The following is a 17,431-nucleotide window of genomic DNA, read 5'->3' on the forward strand; positions in this document are numbered from 1 at the left end:
TATGAAAAGGAGCGGGCGTATAGTTATTGTTTTGTTTGCGATGCTTTGCATGGCCCTGCATGCCATGGCGCAAAAACGTAACAGCCTGCTTATTGGCGACGATAAACTCTCGCTGTTTATTGATACCCGATCGTCGAAAACTGAAATAGAGCAGCTACTAAAAAAGGCAGGTTTAAAAAACCCGAATACCAATTCCATACTACAAGGCGATTTTACCTCGCTAAAAAGCGATGGTTGGGCAATGGTTGGCAAGCAAGGGAACATTATTGAATTTAACAGGCCCCTCAATACTATCAATCAAAACCCGCAGCCTCACCCCTATCTCATTACATCTAACGTAGATAGCGATAATGAAGGCTCGCCCGGTTACCCTGCCGATGTAAACTTCGGTATCAATAACTTTAATAAAGTTACCGTGCATGACCTGCCATCGGGCATAACCCGCTTTTTTGTTCCTGGTTACCAGCAAAGCAGGCGCATGCTGCTCTCTGGCGATTTTAACAATTGGAGCACCCTTAAAGGCACCATGACCAAAACCGATAGCGGTTGGATAGCCGATGTAAAGCTTAAACCCGGCAAACACGAATACAAATTTATTGCAGATGGTCACTGGATGGGCGACCGCAACAATAACCTGGTTAGCGACCATGACGATAACGCCATATACTACCGCTACAATTACATTTTTAAACTCAACGGCTATCCCAACGCCCGCAAAATAACCCTCGCAGGCAGCTTCAATAATTGGGACGCCAACAACATCGTACTCGAAAAAAAGGCAGGAGTTTGGCAAAAGCAACTCTACCTGCATGATGGTACCCAAGCCTACCGTTTCCTGGTGGATGGCAAATGGATCACCGACCCGGCTAACCCCAACACCATAAAAGGTGCCGACGGCAATATCAACTCGGTGCTGAACCTTGGCGAAACGGTTGTTTTTACGCTCGATGGATATCAAAACGCGCAAAAAGTTTATGTAGCGGGCGGATTTAATAACTGGAAACCGGGAGAGATCCTCCTCACTAAAACCAAAACCGGCTGGACATTGCCGCTCATTATCCCGGCAGGCAATTACGGCTATAAGTTTATTGTAGATGGTAACTGGATCACCGATCCCAAAAACCCACGCAATATGGAAGAGGGCGGTATTGTTAATTCATATATTTCGGTTAAGCCAAATTACACCTTCAAGCTAAGTGGTTTTGCCAACGCCAAAAGCGTGCGCTTAGCAGGTAGCTTTAACAGTTTTAATGAGTTTGGATATACCCTTGCTTTTAATGGTAAAGAATGGACAGTGGGCGTAAACCTAAAACCCGGCAAACAGCTGTATAAGTTTGTTGTAGATGGCAAATGGATGATCGATCCTGGTAATAAACTTTACGAGCAGAACCAATATAATTCGGGCAATTCCGTTTTATGGATAGAATAATTTAGAAGCAAGAAAGGGAGAATCAGGAATCAAGGCCTAAAAAGCAAGGAGAAAGACCGGCTTCAAATAAAAAATCAGAATATCTGCGTGCTGTAATGATATTCGTTTTTTTATTCTTGCTTCTTGCATCTAAAATCTTGCATCTAACTTACTATATTAGCTAAAACACAATACGTTATATGACTATCCCTATATACCAGGCCGATGCTTTTACCGACACCCTTTTTGGCGGTAACCCAGCTGCTGTTTGTCCGCTAAACGAATGGTTGCCCGATGCTACTATGCAGAAGATAGCTATTGAAAACAACCTTGCCGAAACCGCCTTTTTTGTAAAAACCGACGAGGGGTATAAGCTGCGCTGGTTTACGCCCGAGTACGAGATCGATCTTTGTGGCCATGCAACATTAGCATCGGCACACATCCTGTTTAGCGAACTGGGTTATGAGGGGGATAGCATCAGTTTTGAAACAATAAAAGCTGGAACGCTTACCGTAAAACGCGACGGTGATAAATACACCATGGATTTTCCATCACGCCCTCCAATCCCTATAGAGGCCCCTAACGGATTAGCCGAAGCCTTAGGTGATAAACCACCGGTAGCCTTCCTGCGCTCGCGCGATTATTTTATCGTTTACGAAACAGAGCAGGATATCCGCGACCTTACCCCCGATTTCTTTGCGATGTCGAAAATGGATACGGTGGGGATCATAGCCACCGCTCCAGGCGATAATTCTGATTTTGTTTCACGCTTTTTTGCGCCGGGTGCCGGTATCCCTGAAGATCCCGTTACAGGCTCAGCGCATTGTAACCTGATCCCTTATTGGGCTAAGCGCTTAGGCAAGGATACCTTGCATGCCTATCAGCTTTCTTCCCGTAAAGGTGAGCTTTGGTGCGAGCTTAAGGGTGATAGGGTGTTGATGAGCGGTAAGGCGATTACTTATTTGAAGGGGGAAATAAGGTTTTAGTGATTAAGATTATAATTGCATAAAAAAGCCACCTGAAGGTGGCTTAAAATATTCATTTTGAACTTCCGGCCCTTTTGGCTGCAAGTTCAAGTTCAGCCATAAAATTCTCGGCATCAACTTTTGATCTGATTACCTGGCTCAAACTATCGTTGTTCGCAACTTTAGTGTGAGATAATGTCTCATGCCCTTGAATTGTTGCCAGCTTTTTAAACTGCTCAATTTTATTCCTAGTATGCTGATTCATAATACAAATATAACTAAAAAGCTTTCAATAGCGCTAAGTTTATTTAAGCCTGAACATGTAATAGCGATATAAGTCTTTGCTATCGCGTACATAGTCAAAAGGTGCAGGTATAGGTTTAGCTATCGGTGTTTTTTGTGCATCTTTTTCATAGTCGCCATTCCTAAAAATACGCACATACCAGTCTACACCAATGGCCGCAAAATAATCACTTAAATATTGTCTATTCGATTTATACATTCCATGATAAAGCCTCGCCCTTAAATCATCAGAGCCATCAATTCCAATAGTTGATGCGGGATTTTTCTCTAAAAATGCAAGACTTAAAAACAATACAGTAGAAAAAACCATATTCAAATCAAGATGCCTCAATCGAACATCATCTCTAAACCTTCCATTGCCATCCGCAGGACCAAAACCGAGATTAAAAACTCCAGGCAAAAGCGGATCAGGATGGGGCATGATCAACACAAGAATTGTTTGGAATGATCCATCTACTTGTGGCGATTCAAAGGTCATTAACGTCAAATCATCTCTAAGCGTTGTTGGCTGATAGGTATGATCAAAATCTATAGTAACCTGCATAAAATGTGAAAGTAGGTTTAAGGTTGATAAAGATATCAAAAACCGAATAAATGGCCAAACCTTTCGCCTTTAACCTTTTCCCTTTCACCTCAAAAATATTCTTTCAAAACCCAATTATTTATGATTACTTTGAAGGTTTGAACTTTGCACGGTACTTAATAAATTAAATGCAGCTTACCCGTTTAGAAATCAAGGGCTTCAAGAGTTTTGGCGATAAAATAACCATCAATTTTAATGAGGGTGTTACCGCTATAGTGGGGCCTAACGGTTGCGGCAAGTCGAACGTTGTTGATTCTATCCGTTGGGTTTTGGGCGAGCAAAGCACCCGGATGCTCCGCTCGGAGAAAATGGATAACGTTATTTTTAACGGTACCAAGAGTCGCAAGTCGGCCAATCTTGCTGAGGTTTCCCTTACTTTTGATAATACCAAAAACGTACTGCCTACCGATTATTCGCAGGTTACCCTTACGCGTAAACTTTACCGTACCGGCGAAAGCGAGTACCGCTTAAACGACGTGCAATGCCGTTTAAAGGATATCACCGATCTGTTTTTGGATACCGGTATCGGCTCTGATTCGTACTCGATCATCGAGTTGCGAATGATCGACGAGATCATCACCAACAAAGAAGGTTCACGCCGTAATTTATTTGAGGAAGCATCGGGTATCTCTAAATACAAGCTCCGCAAAAAGCAAACCTTCAGTAAGTTGAAAGATACTGAAGCCGACTTGGAGCGTGTGGAAGATTTGCTTTTTGAGATCGAGAAAAACTTAAAAACCCTTGAGAACCAGGCGAAGAAAACCGAGCGCTACTATCGCCTAAAAGAGCAATACAAAACGCTGAGCATTATGCTGGCTTCGTTCAGGATAGTGGCTTTCAGCGAATCGTTAAAAAAGATAGAGGACCAGGAGCAAAAGCAAAAAGTTGAAAAAAGTGCTATTGTAGCGCAGATGGATACATTGGAGGCGGCTTTACAACAACAAAAGCTGGATAGCATCACCAAAGAAAAAAACTTATCCGTTCAGCAAAAAACAACCAACGAATTTGTTTCGAAGATCCGTGCTTACGAGAGTGAGAAGAAGGTTAAGAACGAGCAGCTCAAATTTCAGCAGGATAAAGAATCGCGCTTAACCGAAGAACTGGAGCGTGATAAGCAACAGCTGAACCACGTACTATACAACATCAAGCGTTTAAGCGAAGAAAAAGCCACCGAAGAGGAAATGCTGCAAACCGTTCAAAGCCGTGTTACCGACTTGAAAGAGGCGGTTGACGAACTTCGTGCCCAGCAAACCGAAGCCCGTGGCGAACTTAATGAGCTAAACAGCATCAACACCCGCCTGCAAAACCAGACTTACAAGGCCGAAAAAGACCTGGACATTTTACAGATCCAGCAACAGGCCCTGGAGCAGGAGAGCCAGCGTAACATGGAAGATGCTACCAATAAAGAGGTAGAGCTTTCGCACTTTAACCAGGTGGTTGCCGAGTTGCAATATCGCAAGGAATCGTTGGATAGTGAGTTTGAGCAGGCCGTTGAGTTTGAAAATAAATTAAAAGAGCAAATTGCCGAAACTGATATCGAACTGAACTCGGTTAAGGATACTGTTATAAAAGAAAGCCGTAAGCTGGATGCCAAGCAAAACGAATATAACCTTACCAAAAGTATGGTGGATAGTTTGGAAGGTTTCCCAGAGTCGATCCGCTTTTTGAAAAAGAATACCGATTGGGCCAAGAACGCGCCGCTGTTTAGCGATGTGCTTTTTTGTAAAGAGGAATATCGCGTGGCCATCGAGAATTATCTCGAAGCGTTGATGAACTACTACGTTGTTGAAACGTACGACGATGCAGTAAAGGCCATCAACCTGCTCAGTAACTCGGCAAGAGGGCGCGCCAACTTTTTTGTGCTGAACAACTATGCCGATGAAACTGCTACACAGGTAAATTTCGATGGCCCGAATGCCATTCCTGCATTAGGGGTTATTGAGGTTGAAAAACGTTACCTACCACTCTGTAACCACTTATTAAAAGGTGTTTACCTGGTTGATGATGATAAAGAAGGTCAGATCAACGGCGAAGCTTTGCCACAAGGCGTTGTGTTGATTGGCAAAAGTGGTAAGTTCAATAAATCAAAACATACCATGGCTGGTGGTTCGGTTGGGTTGTTTGAGGGTAAGAGGATCGGTCGTGCTAAAAATTTGGAGAACCTGGCCAAAGAGATCCGTGGTATTGAAAACATGGTTGGTGGTTTGCGCTCAAAATCGGATGAATTGCAAACCAAACTGGGCGCTTTAAAGGCCTCTACCAAAGCTGCCGAAATTAACGAGCAGCAACAGATCCTGAACAGGTTAAACAATGAACTCATCACCGTTAAAACCCGCCAGGAACAATATCAAACATTCATCGAAAACAGCCTTAACCGCAAGGAAGATATTGCCCGCAAAATTGCAGGTATCAACGATGAAATGGCTGCTCTGCAGCCGCAATTGGCCGAACTGAAAACCCAACGCCAGATACAAAGCGATTTATTGGCCGATAAGCAAATGGCTTTTAATGAGCTTAACGAGTACGTATCGGTACAATCAAACGCTTACAACCAGGAAAATATCCGCTTCCACCAGCAGCAAAACAAGGTATCAGGTTTATTAAAAGATTTGGATTACCGCGACACGCAACAGGAAAGTTTGGAAGGCCGCATCAAGCAAAACAACTCCGAACTGGAAAAAGTTAAAGTTGCTATACAGGAAAACCTGAAACAATCCGACAACTCCGACGATAACCTGCTGGAGATGTACGAGCAAAAGGAAAACCTGGAGAAAGCCACCCAACAGGCCGAACAGGAATATTACCAATGGCGCGGACAGATCACCGAAAACGAAAATGAAATAAGCGCCCTAAGGCGTAAAAAAGATAACAGCGAGGTAATTGAAAACGAACTTCGTGACGAGCGTAATAATTTAAAGCTCGATCTGAATGCTTTGAAAGAACGCTTATCAGTCGAGTTCAATATCAACATAGAAGATCTGCCCGAAGCCGAAGTACCCGAAGGAGAAAACGAGCAAGACCTGCGAGAAAAAGCCGAAAAGTTAAAAAAACAACTGGATGATTTCGGTGCCATTAACCCGATGGCAGTTGAGGCCTATAACGAAATGAACGAGCGTTATACCTTTATCCAGGCCCAAAAGAAAGACCTGAGCGAAGCCAAAGCATCCCTATTGGCCACCATCCAGGAAATTGATGATACCGCCAAAGATAAATTCATGACGGCCTTCATCATGGTGCGCGAAAACTTTATTAAAGTATTCCGCTCGCTGTTTAATGAAGAAGATTCGTGCGATTTGGTACTTACCGATCCGGATCACCCGTTAGAATCAGATATCGATATTATTGCCAAGCCAAAAGGTAAGCGTCCATTATCCATCAACCAGTTATCGGGTGGTGAAAAAACGCTTACGGCCACTGCCATCCTATTCTCGCTGTACCTGTTAAAGCCTGCCCCATTCTGTATTTTTGATGAGGTTGACGCGCCGCTTGATGATACCAATATTGATAAGTTCAATAATATCATCCGCACCTTTAGTAAAGATTCGCAGTTTATCATTGTATCGCATAACAAGCGTACTATTGCCAGTACAGATGTTATTTACGGCGTAACGATGGTTGAACAGGGGATTTCGAGGGTGGTACCGGTGGATTTAAGAGAGTTGGCTGATTAAACCAAATCATCAAGCGCTCTAATAGCCAAAGCAATCACACTACTATCCATAAATAGATAATCACCTCACAAAGGTAGTTACAAAAAGCGCGTTGGCCTGACAGAAAAGCGGGCCGGATGTATGGCCTTGCGGGCTGAAGCTTTTTTCTGTCTTGACTTTTTGGTTCCTTTTGTGTCAAGACAAAAGGAACAGCCCCCGCGGCAAATGAGCGGCCAATGCTCTTAATATTGAACCAAAGTCAGTTAACTAACGTGAATAACGAAAGCTTCATGCTATTCAAACTAACGCGAGGTTTCACAACAAGTATCTCGCTACAAACAGACATCGTCGCCCTCTTGGCCGGGCGGGGCCAGGCACTTTTGTCTTGACACAAAAGTGCCAAAAAAGTCAAGTCATCAGGAAGGCTTCTTTGCGCTACGGCCACGCTCATGGTCACCGCTTGGCCTTTGCCCTGCAAACCGGGCAGAACCACGGGCTGCTAAATTTTGCCCTATTGTATTCGCTCGTTGCCCCCGCTTCTGCAAAAAGTAGCTATGCCCCTCCCTGCGCTCAAAGCCACCATCGTTCTGCCCGCTTTCGCCCGAAGCTTTCCTGCTGACGGGAGCCGCTCCATACAAACATTTCGTTTTGCATGTAAGAAAATAAAAAAGGCGAAAAGTCTTTTACAACTCTTCGCCTTTGTATGTTGATTATAATAATCTTTACTTCTTCTTTTTAAACACTGCTGGTGTTTTCAGCATCAAGCCTTTGATCTTGCTTTGGTTAAACTTCTGCACCATTACGCGTTTTTGCTCGGTGGTCATTACGCTTTTTGATGAACTTGCAAAGCTTTGCGTTTGGGTTGATGTGGTTTTGTATTTTCCATTAGCTATATAATATAAAGCCTGCGACACAAGGTTTTCTGTTGGGTCGCCAAAATCTTTGGTGAGGTCGTCATCCGCTAATTTCCCTTTGTAAACACCTGAACCAGGAAGCATCCCATCGTAATAGTCGCCGTTGCCAGATGCGTTTTTGGTTGAGAACATCGGCATGTACAATTGGTATTTGTTGATGTCGATGCCATAAAAACCAACCGGCTTGCCATAGGTTTGATCGCCAATTAACTCAACATCCAAGCCCGATATTCCCAATAGATTATTGATAGTCAACTCGCTGGCTGATGCTGTACCACCGCCAACCAGGAAGATTATCTTACTAAAATTAAATGAACCCTGTTTTTGAAAATTCACCGTTTGATTGCTTACCGAGAAATATCCGTTAGGAATATCATACAGTTTTTTAAACAGTGTGTAATTATCGTTAGTAAGCTTATCATTAAAATAAGCGGTGTACATTTTGGTGCCATTTTTAGTAGATGGAACCAAAAGGTTATCAAAGTATTCAGCCGTTTCTACCGAGCCACCACCGTTATACCTTAAATCGATAATAACATCCGACAGGCCGCTAAAGCTGTTTAAAGCCTCCAATATTTTTGGTCCGGCGTTGGTTTTATCGGTAAATGAATTGAACACCATGTAACCTACTGATTTGCCAGATCCTGCATCCAGAGTTTTATAAGTAATAACCGGATTAATTGTATAATTAGCAGTATTGAGCGTAACATCTATTGATGTGCCATCATACCTGGTTAAGGTCATGGTGATGGTTTTACTGTAAGCATAGGCCTGGATCACAAATTGAGTGGTGGAGCCACCATCATCATAAGTAAGATCTGTGCGACCGTTGATCTTGGTGATCTGATAACCGCGTTTTACACCCAATTTATCGGCCGGCGAACCTGGATATACATATTTTATACGCAGATCTGAACGGCTTGGATAAAATACCGAAAAACCAAAGTCGCCGCCATTACCTCCCAATTCGTTCGATACCGCGCCATCATCAATAAATGAATATTTGGCCGTACCACTGGCATCGTAGTATTCGTATGGTCTCTTACTTGTGGGGTTAATAGCAAATTGCGAAAGCTTATCCACCTCAGTGCTAAGACCTGTAATGGTATCGGCACTTACATAATTACGAGGTTGGAAATTTTTGTACGATGGTAGTTGATTATACCATAAATAGGTTTCCTTAGGATATAAATAAACCGAATCCCTCAGTTTATCGAGCGCAGTGCCGGTAGCCGGTGGCCCCGAACCATCGTCGTTAGTGTTATTACCACCTTGTTTGTCTTTTTTACAAGCAGCTAACGAAACAACAAAAATAACGGCTAAAAAGTAAAATATTTTCTTCATAAAAACAGACTTTGAGTATTTAAACGCCTTATTGTTAAGTATGTTATAACACTTGTTATAAAAACTCCTCAACATTAATATAATCAACCCCGCAGGCCTCGGCACATAACATATCGGCTTGTGAATTGCCTATCATAACAATATCACGCCGTTGCAAATTATCGTCTTTCATCAATAATTCAATCACATCAGGTTCAGGTTTAGGGGCGGTTTCTTCGGCAAAATAGCAGCGCAGGTATTTCTCCAATCCGTGCCACTCGGTTTGCTTTATTTTGTTTATCTGCTCCTGAATGTTTCCGTTGGTTACAATAAACAGCTTTTTACGATCAACCACTATATCCTGCATCAAGGTAAGCATTTTTTGGTATAAAAGCAGCTTCAACGGCAGTTTAGCGGTTGTCAGCTGGTTTTCAAACTTATCCCTGTATTGCTCCGCCTCCGGGAACTGCTGCGCCAAACTATCAAACGCGGCATCCTTCCCTTCAGCTATATACGTATCGGTGAGTACTTTGGTTGCCGCTTTGGCATCGGTAAGCTCAACATACTCAAGCATATTGGCAAACAAATAATAAACCTGGAAATAATAATCCTTTTCGGGATATAGTACGTTATCCAGTTCGAAGATGAAAGCGGTTTTACGTTTATCGATGTCCTTATACTCCATTAAGCAATAACCTGTAGGGTGATATTATATTCGTTAAAAAGGGTTTCGGCCTTTAATAATAGTTCGGTTTCGTCGGCCCGTAATAAATAAACCTGTTCTACATCTTTGTCAAGGCAAAGTGTAAGCATTTCGTGCGTATAACTTGCTGATGTTGGTTTAGGCAGTACGATCATTTTGCCGGTTTTTACCATAAATTCCGGCAGATCCATATGATCGCCTAAAATGATATCCTGGCCTTCGAGTTTATTTTTAAGCTGATAGGCCTGCGCGGATGTTGCGGCGGTAATTAAAATGCTCATATCAATGCCCCTGTACAATTAATCCGTCCTTCATGGTTACTGTCCTGTCGGCCAGGTTGGCCAGATCTTCATTGTGGGTAACGATCACAAAGGTTTGTTTAAATTCATTTTTTAGCCTGATGAAAAGTTCATGCAACTCGAGTGCGTTCACCGAATCAAGGTTGCCCGAAGGTTCATCAGCAAAGATCAATGCAGGATTATTGATCAGTGCACGAGCTACGGCAACGCGTTGTTGCTCGCCACCCGATAGCTGGTTGGGTTTGTGATTTAAACGATCTTTCAAGCCCAGCATATCTAACAACTCACCAGCACGTTTTTCGGCTTCAGATTTTGATTTGCCGGCTATAAAAGCAGGGATACAAACATTTTCGATAGCGCTAAACTCGGCCAGTAAGTGATGGAATTGAAAAATGAATCCTATCTGGCGGTTTCGAAAATCGCTTATTTGTTTATTGTTGAGTTTACTTAGTTCGAGACCGTTGATGGTTAAAGTACCGGAATCAGGCCTATCCAGCGTGCCCAATATATTGAGCAGCGAGCTTTTACCCGCGCCGGATGCGCCAACTATAGTAACAATTTCGGCCTTTTGTACCTCAAGGTCAACACCTTTAAGTATTTGCAGCTGCCCGTACGATTTATGAATAGATTTTGCTATCAGCATTTGGCAAAGTTAACGGATTAGCTGATTTATTTGTTTTGTTATGCGGGATAATGTTAAGGGATTGCAAAGAATCAAACACTCCCAGACTCCGCCTTTGTAAACAATCAAACCTGTCTTCCAAAACACAACCACTCACCTAATCAACCCAATCAACCATTCACCCTAATACGAACTCACATTACTATAATCAATATTTGTTACCCCACTATAATCGGGCACAAAAGTATTTTCACTGCTGATGGCCATATCAAACTCGAACGATGCCGGGTAAGGGGTTTTGAGCAGCGTACCTTTCGGGATGTATGGGAACAGTTCGCCGTAAGTAAGGATCTGACTGTGGTTAATACGACGATAAATGTACATGCGATGCAGATCGCAGGGTTTGGTTAAACCTGCTGCGCCTATCATTTGGATGGCGCTGCCAACCGTTAGCTTATGAAAATTAGCTACACGTACTTTCTTGTCATCAACTACCAAACCTTTCATCAGGCTTTTATCCTGCGTGGCTACACCTGTTGGGCAGGTATTGCTATTACATTCCAGAGCCTGAATACAGCCAAGCGCGAACATCATGCCACGGGCGCTATTACACATATCAGCACCAAGGGCGAAGTTTTTAACCAGATCAAATCCGGTTGCTACTTTGCCCGAAGCTATCAGTTTAATATTCTTTTTTAAGTCGAACCCAATCAAAGCATCGTAGACAAAAGCCAAAGCTTCTCGTAAAGGCATCCCTACCGAATTACTGAACTCAAGCGGCGCAGCACCAGTACCTCCTTCTCCCCCATCAACAGTAATAAAATCCGGACTGATCCCAGTTTTAACCATCGCTTTGCAAATAGCCAAAAACTCGCTTTTATGGCCCACGCAAAGTTTAAAGCCGATTGGTTTACCGCCAGATAGTTCGCGTAGCTTTTGAATAAAGGTCATCAGCTCCATAGGGTTGGTGAACGCGGTATGATATGGCGGTGAGATTACATCCTCTCCCATCTCCACCAACCTGATCCTTGCAATCTCGGGCGTTACCTTAGCAGCTGGTAAAATACCGCCGTGCCCAGGCTTTGCTCCTTGCGAGAGTTTGATCTCAATCATTTTTACCTGTGGCAAAACCGCGCGTTCGGCAAATGCATCGTAATTGATGGTTCCGTCTTTATGTCGGCAGCTGAAATAGCCGGCACCTATCTGCCAGATGATATCGCCTCCGGGTTGCAGGTGGTAATCGCTCAGGCCACCCTCGCCCGTATTGTGAGCAAAGTTATCCAGTTTGGCACCGCCGTTAAGGGCAAGTATAGCATTCATACTCAACGAACCAAAGCTCATGGCCGAGATATTGAATACACTCGCCATGTAAGGCTGACTACAAGCCGGACCTCCTACTTTTACGCGGGGATCCATATTGAGTTTATGGTGATCAATAGCGGCAATGCTGTGGTTAAGCCATTCGTAGCCGTTATCATAAACATCCAGCTCGGTGCCGAACGGTCGGGTATCGTCAACCTTTTTAGCACGTTGGTAAACTACGCTCCTATTTTGACGGTTGAAGGGTGTGCCGTTGGTATCGCTCTCTATAAAATACTGATAGATTTTTGGTCTTAACTCCTCCATCAAATACCGCAGATGGCCAAACACCGGGTAGTTGCGCACAATGCTGTGCTTAGGCTGCACCATATCATAAAAACCAATTAAATATATCGGCCCCATAAAAAGGAATGACCAGCCAGCCGGTGGCCAAATGATGGTCCAGGTGGCCAGCATACTGAAGATAATGAAGAACGAAACAACGAAGAGCTTTCTCATGAGCGGTTAATTTTATATGAAGCGGCTATTAAGTTTGATAAAATTAAATCTATAATTTAAACAAAGGCCCAAATTTGTGGTTAACAAACTTACTCAATGTCGGTTTAAAGTCACAAAGTATAAATACATGTTTAAACATCTAATTTTGTGTTTATCTTTGTATCAACAAAAAAAAATAAAAAAATCATGGCAACAGAAACAGCAACAAAATGGGTTATCGACCCAATGCACTCAGAAGTACAATTTAAAGTTAAACACCTGGTTATCTCAACCGTAAGCGGCTTTTTCAAAAGCTTTAGCGGCGAGTTATTAACTGATAATGATGATTTTGAAAATGCTGAAATTGATTTCAAATTAGATATCGACAGCATTGACACTAACCAGACCCAACGCGACGAGCACTTAAAATCAGCCGAGTTTTTCGACGCTGCTCAATACCCACATATCTCTTTCAAATCAACTTCATTCACCAAAACTGAAGATGAAGAATACGAATTGAAAGGCGACCTTACCATTAAAGATCAAACTAAACCGGTAACCCTTGCGGTAGAATTTGGTGGCTCAGCTGCTGATTTTTATGGCAACACCAAAGCTGGTTTCGAGATCAGCGGTAAAGTTAACCGTAAAGATTTTGGTTTAACCTGGGATGGTGTAACCGAAGCAGGTTCGATTGTGGTTGGCGAAGACATTAAATTGTTGATCAACATCCAGTTCACCAAACAAGCTTAATTGTTTTAATACTGTTGCTGTGTTTTAACTTTTAAAATGCCGCTGTTGTTTAATGGATCCAAACAACACGGCATTATTGAAACGGCAAACGGTTTAAAATTTTGATAAGAAAGCCATTTCGATTTGATCGGGATGGCTTTGTTGTTTTCCCTGCTTACCAAACTTGCGAAGTTTTAAAAACTTCGCAAGTTTCCTTCAGCTGTAATAACCTTGATTTTCAAGCGCTTTTTAAACCAAGTAGCCGTATATTTGTTCTAACATTTATGCTAATTAAAATATATCCCGAAAACCCCAACCCCAAAGCCATCGAACAGGTGGTTGAGGTGTTAAAAAAAGGCGGTTTGATCATATACCCTACCGATACCATTTATGGTTTGGGCTGCGATATCACCAATCACCGGGCCATTGAGGCCATTTGCAAACTCAGGAATATCAAACCCGAAAAGGCTAATTTTTCATTCATTTGCTACGATCTGAGCCACATTTCAGATTATATCAAACCGATTGATAACACTACGTTCCGTGTACTGAAAAAAGCATTACCAGGGCCGTTCACATTTATTTTCAATGCGAGCCACATGGTACCCAAGATGCTTAGCTCCAACAAAAAAACGGTTGGCATCAGGGTGCCGGATAATAATATAGCCCGCGAGATTGTGCGTGTTTTAGGTAACCCTATTCTTTCTACATCTATTCGCGATGACGACGATATAATCGAATACTCAACCGATCCCGAACTGATCCATGAAAAATATGAGGATATGGTTGATATTGTGATTGATGGTGGTTATGGTGATAATATTCCATCAACCGTAGTTGATTGCACCACCGGCGACTTTGATATTATACGTGAAGGTAAAGGTGATTTGGAGTTGTATTTATAAATATATCCATAAGTGTAAGGTTTAAATAGATTAACTTTATAGGCTATTTAAACCTTATGCACGATCTGGCGGAATATTTCTTTTTTATTGTACCGTTATTTTTCCTGATATGGATTTTTACCATATCAGTGACAATCACCCTGCATGAAATGGGACATGCAATACCAGCTTTAATATTCACGAAAGAGCGAGTTGTAATTTATCTCGGTTCATACGGTAACGAACATAACTCGATAAAACTACAGTTTTCAAAAAAATTCTGTATCTATTTCAAGGTTAACGTATTCAAATGGCGAACTGGTATGGTGCAATTTTACTCATCCAACGTATCTAAAAAGCAGCATCTGGTTATCCTGATTATGGGGCCTTTAATGTCGTTAATATTGGCTTGCATAGCTTTGTACGTGGCCTTTTCTTATGATCTTCATGGCTTCTTAAAACTCAGCGCCATCATTTTCTCTGTCTCAGCTCTGATCGATCTTCGAAATATCTACCCAAACCCTCACCCAATTATAACGGAAAGCGGTTCTGTTACCTATTGCGATGGTTACCAAATTGCCCGGTTATTAAAAAACAAGGAAAACTATTATACCAAATTAAACGAAGCGTATAAATATTATGCTGAGGCAAACTACCATGAAGCATTAAACTGTTTTGAAAAATTAAAGCCCGATTATATAGATGAAAACAATCTCGTATTCGTTATAGATGCCTGTTTGCAACTTAGGCTATATTCAAAGGCTAAAGAATTTTACGCTATTGTTATGAATAGGCCCGTACATAACATAACAGCAGAATTATGGGGGCAAATCGGGCTTATCGAATCGATGTTAGACGATCATCATACCGCATTTATTTACTACAATGATGCCCTCGCCATTGACGAAGTTAACATGAATTCGCTTAGTAACAGGGCCTTCACATACATTCAATTAAATCAGTACGTTGAAGCTATCAAAGATTTTGATCTTGCAATCAAGCTCCAACCCGAATATGCTTATGCATGGGCAAATAAAGGCTATGCAAAAATTAAACTCGATTTATTAGATGATGGGCTGGCCGATATCAGATATGCTATAAGCATTGATGAAAATGAAGCTTACGCACACTATGCGCTCGGGATGTATCATTTTGAAACCAAGAAATTCGATAAGGCTTTGGAATGTTTCCACCGCGCTTCTGAATTAAATCCAGACACTTATAAAATTGCCGAAAAAATAAAAATGGCCGAAAACGAACTTCCGGCCATTTAGTAAGTACTTCTTTTAATGCCTGATGCTTTTCACAAATCCCTCTATCTTATCCATATATCCATCCTCGCCCAATAGCTTTACAAAGCGACTACCTATTATAGCGCCTTTTGCATAATTAGCCGCTTTAGCGAAACTGGCGGCATCAGTAATACCAAATCCTATTATGGTTGGATTTTTCAGCTTCATAGCGTTGATACGTTTATAATAATCCTCAACACTGTTGCTCAACTTTAAATCGTAACCGGTTATAGTTGATGATGATAGCAAATAAATAAAGCTATTGCTCAACTCATCAATTTTACGGATCCGCTCTTCGGATGTTTGTGGCGTTACCAGGAATATATTGCTTAAGCCGTTGTCGATAAAATATGATGAATACATGTTTTCGTACTCGTACAATGGCAAATCGGGCACGATGATACCATCAACACCTACTTCGGCGGCTTTTTTGCAAAAACGCTCTATGCCGTATTGAGCAATGGGATTAAAATAGCCCATCAACAAAATTGGGATGCTTACTCGTTTACGCAATTCGGCAAGCTCGTCAAATAACACTTTTAGGCTCATCCCGTTTTCTAAAGCAACTTCCGAGCTATGTTGAATAGTAGGACCATCGGCCACCGGATCGGAATATGGGAAACCAATTTCCAGGAAATCGGCGCCGGATTTTTCAAGGGCTTCGGCAATATCAACCGTGGTATTAAGGGCCGGATAACCTGCTGTAAAATATATAGATAACAGGTTACTGTTTTTTGTTGCAAAAAGCTTGTTTAAACGGTTCATGATATTAATAGCCAAAGTATTTAATGTACGTATCCAGATCCTTATCTCCCCTACCCGATAAGCAGATCACTACATTATCGTTAGGCTCAAAAGTCATTTTTTCTAATTGCGCCAAAGCATGAGATGTCTCTATCGCCGGGATGATACCTTCCAACTGGCAGCAAAGCAAACCGGCCTGTAAAGCTTCATCATCAGTAATACTTACATATTGCCCGCGATTGGTTTTAAACAAATGTGCATGCTGCGGCCCGATGCCAGGGTAATCCAATCCGGCCGATATTGAGTATGGTTCAACTACCTGCCCATCTTCGGTTTGCATCAATATGGTTCGGCTGCCGTGTAATACCCCCTCGTTGCCTAAAGCTGTAGTAGCGGCAGATTCGCCGCTGTTTACGCCCTTACCTGCTGCCTCAACAGCAACCAATTTTACACCTGCTTCATCAATAAAATGATAAAACATACCCATCGCGTTACTACCGCCACCTACACAGGCCAATACGTACTGCGGTAACTCGCTGCCTGTATGTTCTAAAAGTTGTTTTCTTGTTTCTTCGGAGATGATAGACTGGAAACGGGCCACCATATCAGGATAAGGATACGGGCCAACTACAGAGCCAATGATGTAATGGGTATCAACCGGGTTGCCTATCCAATCGCGCAGGGCCTCGTTAGTGGCATCTTTTAGCGTTTTACTGCCCGATGTAGCGGGCACCACTTTAGCGCCAAGCATTTTCATGCGCGATACGTTGGGTGCCTGACGGGCCATATCTATTTCGCCCATGTACACCACACACTCAATACCCATCAAAGCGCAAACAGTTGCAGTTGCTACACCATGCTGCCCGGCACCGGTTTCGGCAATGATGCGCTTTTTGCCAAGGCGTTTGGCCAGCAATATCTGCCCTATGGCGTTATTGATTTTGTGAGATCCGGTGTGGTTAAGGTCTTCGCGTTTAAAAAATATGTTCGCGCCATATTTCTCTGAATACCTTTTGGCGTGGTACAAAGGTGAAGGCCTGCCTACGTAGTTTTTAAGCAGATCATCAAACTCGGCTTTAAAGCCCTCATCGTTTATAATATTGAGGTATTGCTGCCTTAATTCCTCTACGTTAGGGTACAACATTTCGGGGATGTACGCTCCGCCGAAATCGCCGTAATACCCTTGCTCATTAACTCCGTATTCCATTTGTTATT

Annotated in this window: 15 protein-coding genes; 6 read left to right on the forward strand and 9 right to left on the reverse strand. The window is 42.4% G+C overall.

Features of this window, described 5'->3' with window-relative positions:
- Position 1 precedes the first annotated feature (1 nt).
- Both AAFN85_RS28685 and AAFN85_RS28690 read left to right on the forward strand, forming a co-directional pair.
- Positions 2-1,429 carry a glycogen-binding domain-containing protein gene (locus tag AAFN85_RS28685; protein ID WP_347531407.1) on the forward strand — a complete coding sequence of 476 codons (1,428 nt, stop codon included), beginning with the start codon at positions 2-4 and terminating at the stop codon, positions 1,427-1,429.
- A gap of 179 nt (positions 1,430-1,608) precedes the next feature.
- Positions 1,609-2,394, forward strand: a complete 786-nt coding sequence (locus tag AAFN85_RS28690) for a PhzF family phenazine biosynthesis protein (protein WP_347531408.1) — start codon at positions 1,609-1,611, stop codon at positions 2,392-2,394.
- Between the two features lie 52 nt (positions 2,395-2,446).
- Here AAFN85_RS28690 and AAFN85_RS28695 read toward each other — a convergent pair whose 3' ends face one another.
- Together AAFN85_RS28695 and AAFN85_RS28700 are read right to left on the reverse strand one after the other, a co-directional pair.
- Positions 2,447-2,638 carry a hypothetical protein gene (locus AAFN85_RS28695; protein ID WP_347531409.1) on the reverse strand — a complete coding sequence of 64 codons (192 nt, stop codon included), beginning with the start codon at positions 2,636-2,638 and terminating at the stop codon, positions 2,447-2,449.
- A gap of 39 nt (positions 2,639-2,677) precedes the next feature.
- Positions 2,678-3,220, reverse strand: coding sequence for a hypothetical protein (locus AAFN85_RS28700; RefSeq protein WP_347531410.1), 543 nt, complete (start codon positions 3,218-3,220; stop codon positions 2,678-2,680).
- Positions 3,221-3,387: 167 nt separating this feature from the next.
- On the opposite strand from AAFN85_RS28700, the gene smc reads away from it, so the two are divergent.
- Positions 3,388-6,930 carry a chromosome segregation protein SMC gene (gene smc, locus AAFN85_RS28705; protein WP_347531411.1) on the forward strand — a complete coding sequence of 1,181 codons (3,543 nt, stop codon included), beginning with the start codon at positions 3,388-3,390 and terminating at the stop codon, positions 6,928-6,930.
- Positions 6,931-7,631: 701 nt separating this feature from the next.
- Here the strand turns inward: smc and AAFN85_RS28710 are convergent.
- From AAFN85_RS28710 to AAFN85_RS28730, 5 genes are all read right to left on the reverse strand, one after another.
- A complete protein-coding gene (locus tag AAFN85_RS28710; protein WP_347531412.1) occupies positions 7,632-9,167 on the reverse strand; it encodes a S41 family peptidase in 1,536 nt (511 codons plus the stop codon).
- Positions 9,168-9,222: 55 nt separating this feature from the next.
- Positions 9,223-9,831, reverse strand: a complete 609-nt coding sequence (locus AAFN85_RS28715) for an HAD hydrolase-like protein (RefSeq protein ID WP_347531413.1) — start codon at positions 9,829-9,831, stop codon at positions 9,223-9,225.
- The gene (locus AAFN85_RS28720; protein ID WP_347531414.1) at positions 9,831-10,130 is read right to left on the reverse strand and encodes a hypothetical protein; all 300 of its coding nucleotides are present in this window, start codon (positions 10,128-10,130) and stop codon (positions 9,831-9,833) included. Before AAFN85_RS28720 ends, AAFN85_RS28715 begins: the two co-directional genes overlap by 1 nt.
- 1 nt (position 10,131) lies before the next feature.
- A complete protein-coding gene (locus AAFN85_RS28725; protein WP_347531415.1) occupies positions 10,132-10,791 on the reverse strand; it encodes an ABC transporter ATP-binding protein in 660 nt (219 codons plus the stop codon).
- A gap of 162 nt (positions 10,792-10,953) precedes the next feature.
- Positions 10,954-12,588, reverse strand: a complete 1,635-nt coding sequence (locus tag AAFN85_RS28730) for an FMN-binding glutamate synthase family protein (RefSeq protein ID WP_347531416.1) — start codon at positions 12,586-12,588, stop codon at positions 10,954-10,956.
- Between the two features lie 186 nt (positions 12,589-12,774).
- Here AAFN85_RS28730 and AAFN85_RS28735 point away from each other — a divergent pair, with 186 nt between their 5' ends.
- The 3 genes from AAFN85_RS28735 (at position 12,775) to AAFN85_RS28745 (ending at position 15,454) form a co-directional block, all read left to right on the forward strand.
- Positions 12,775-13,317, forward strand: coding sequence for a YceI family protein (locus AAFN85_RS28735; RefSeq protein WP_347531417.1), 543 nt, complete (start codon positions 12,775-12,777; stop codon positions 13,315-13,317).
- A 263-nt stretch (positions 13,318-13,580) separates the two neighbouring features.
- On the forward strand, positions 13,581-14,201 hold the full coding sequence (locus AAFN85_RS28740) for an L-threonylcarbamoyladenylate synthase (RefSeq protein WP_347531418.1): 621 nt from the start codon (positions 13,581-13,583) through the stop codon (positions 14,199-14,201).
- A gap of 56 nt (positions 14,202-14,257) precedes the next feature.
- Complete coding sequence (locus AAFN85_RS28745; RefSeq protein ID WP_347531419.1) at positions 14,258-15,454, forward strand: tetratricopeptide repeat protein; 1,197 nt, start codon at positions 14,258-14,260, stop codon at positions 15,452-15,454.
- Positions 15,455-15,466: 12 nt separating this feature from the next.
- Here AAFN85_RS28745 and trpA read toward each other — a convergent pair whose 3' ends face one another.
- Positions 15,467-16,237, reverse strand: a complete 771-nt coding sequence (gene trpA, locus AAFN85_RS28750) for a tryptophan synthase subunit alpha (protein WP_347531420.1) — start codon at positions 16,235-16,237, stop codon at positions 15,467-15,469.
- Positions 16,238-16,241: 4 nt separating this feature from the next.
- Entirely contained in the window at positions 16,242-17,423 is a 1,182-nt protein-coding gene (gene trpB / locus AAFN85_RS28755; RefSeq protein ID WP_347531421.1) for a tryptophan synthase subunit beta, read from the reverse strand.
- Positions 17,424-17,431 lie beyond the last annotated feature (8 nt).

This window comes from Mucilaginibacter sp. CAU 1740 (assembly GCF_039839285.1).
Taxonomy (GTDB): domain Bacteria; phylum Bacteroidota; class Bacteroidia; order Sphingobacteriales; family Sphingobacteriaceae; genus Mucilaginibacter.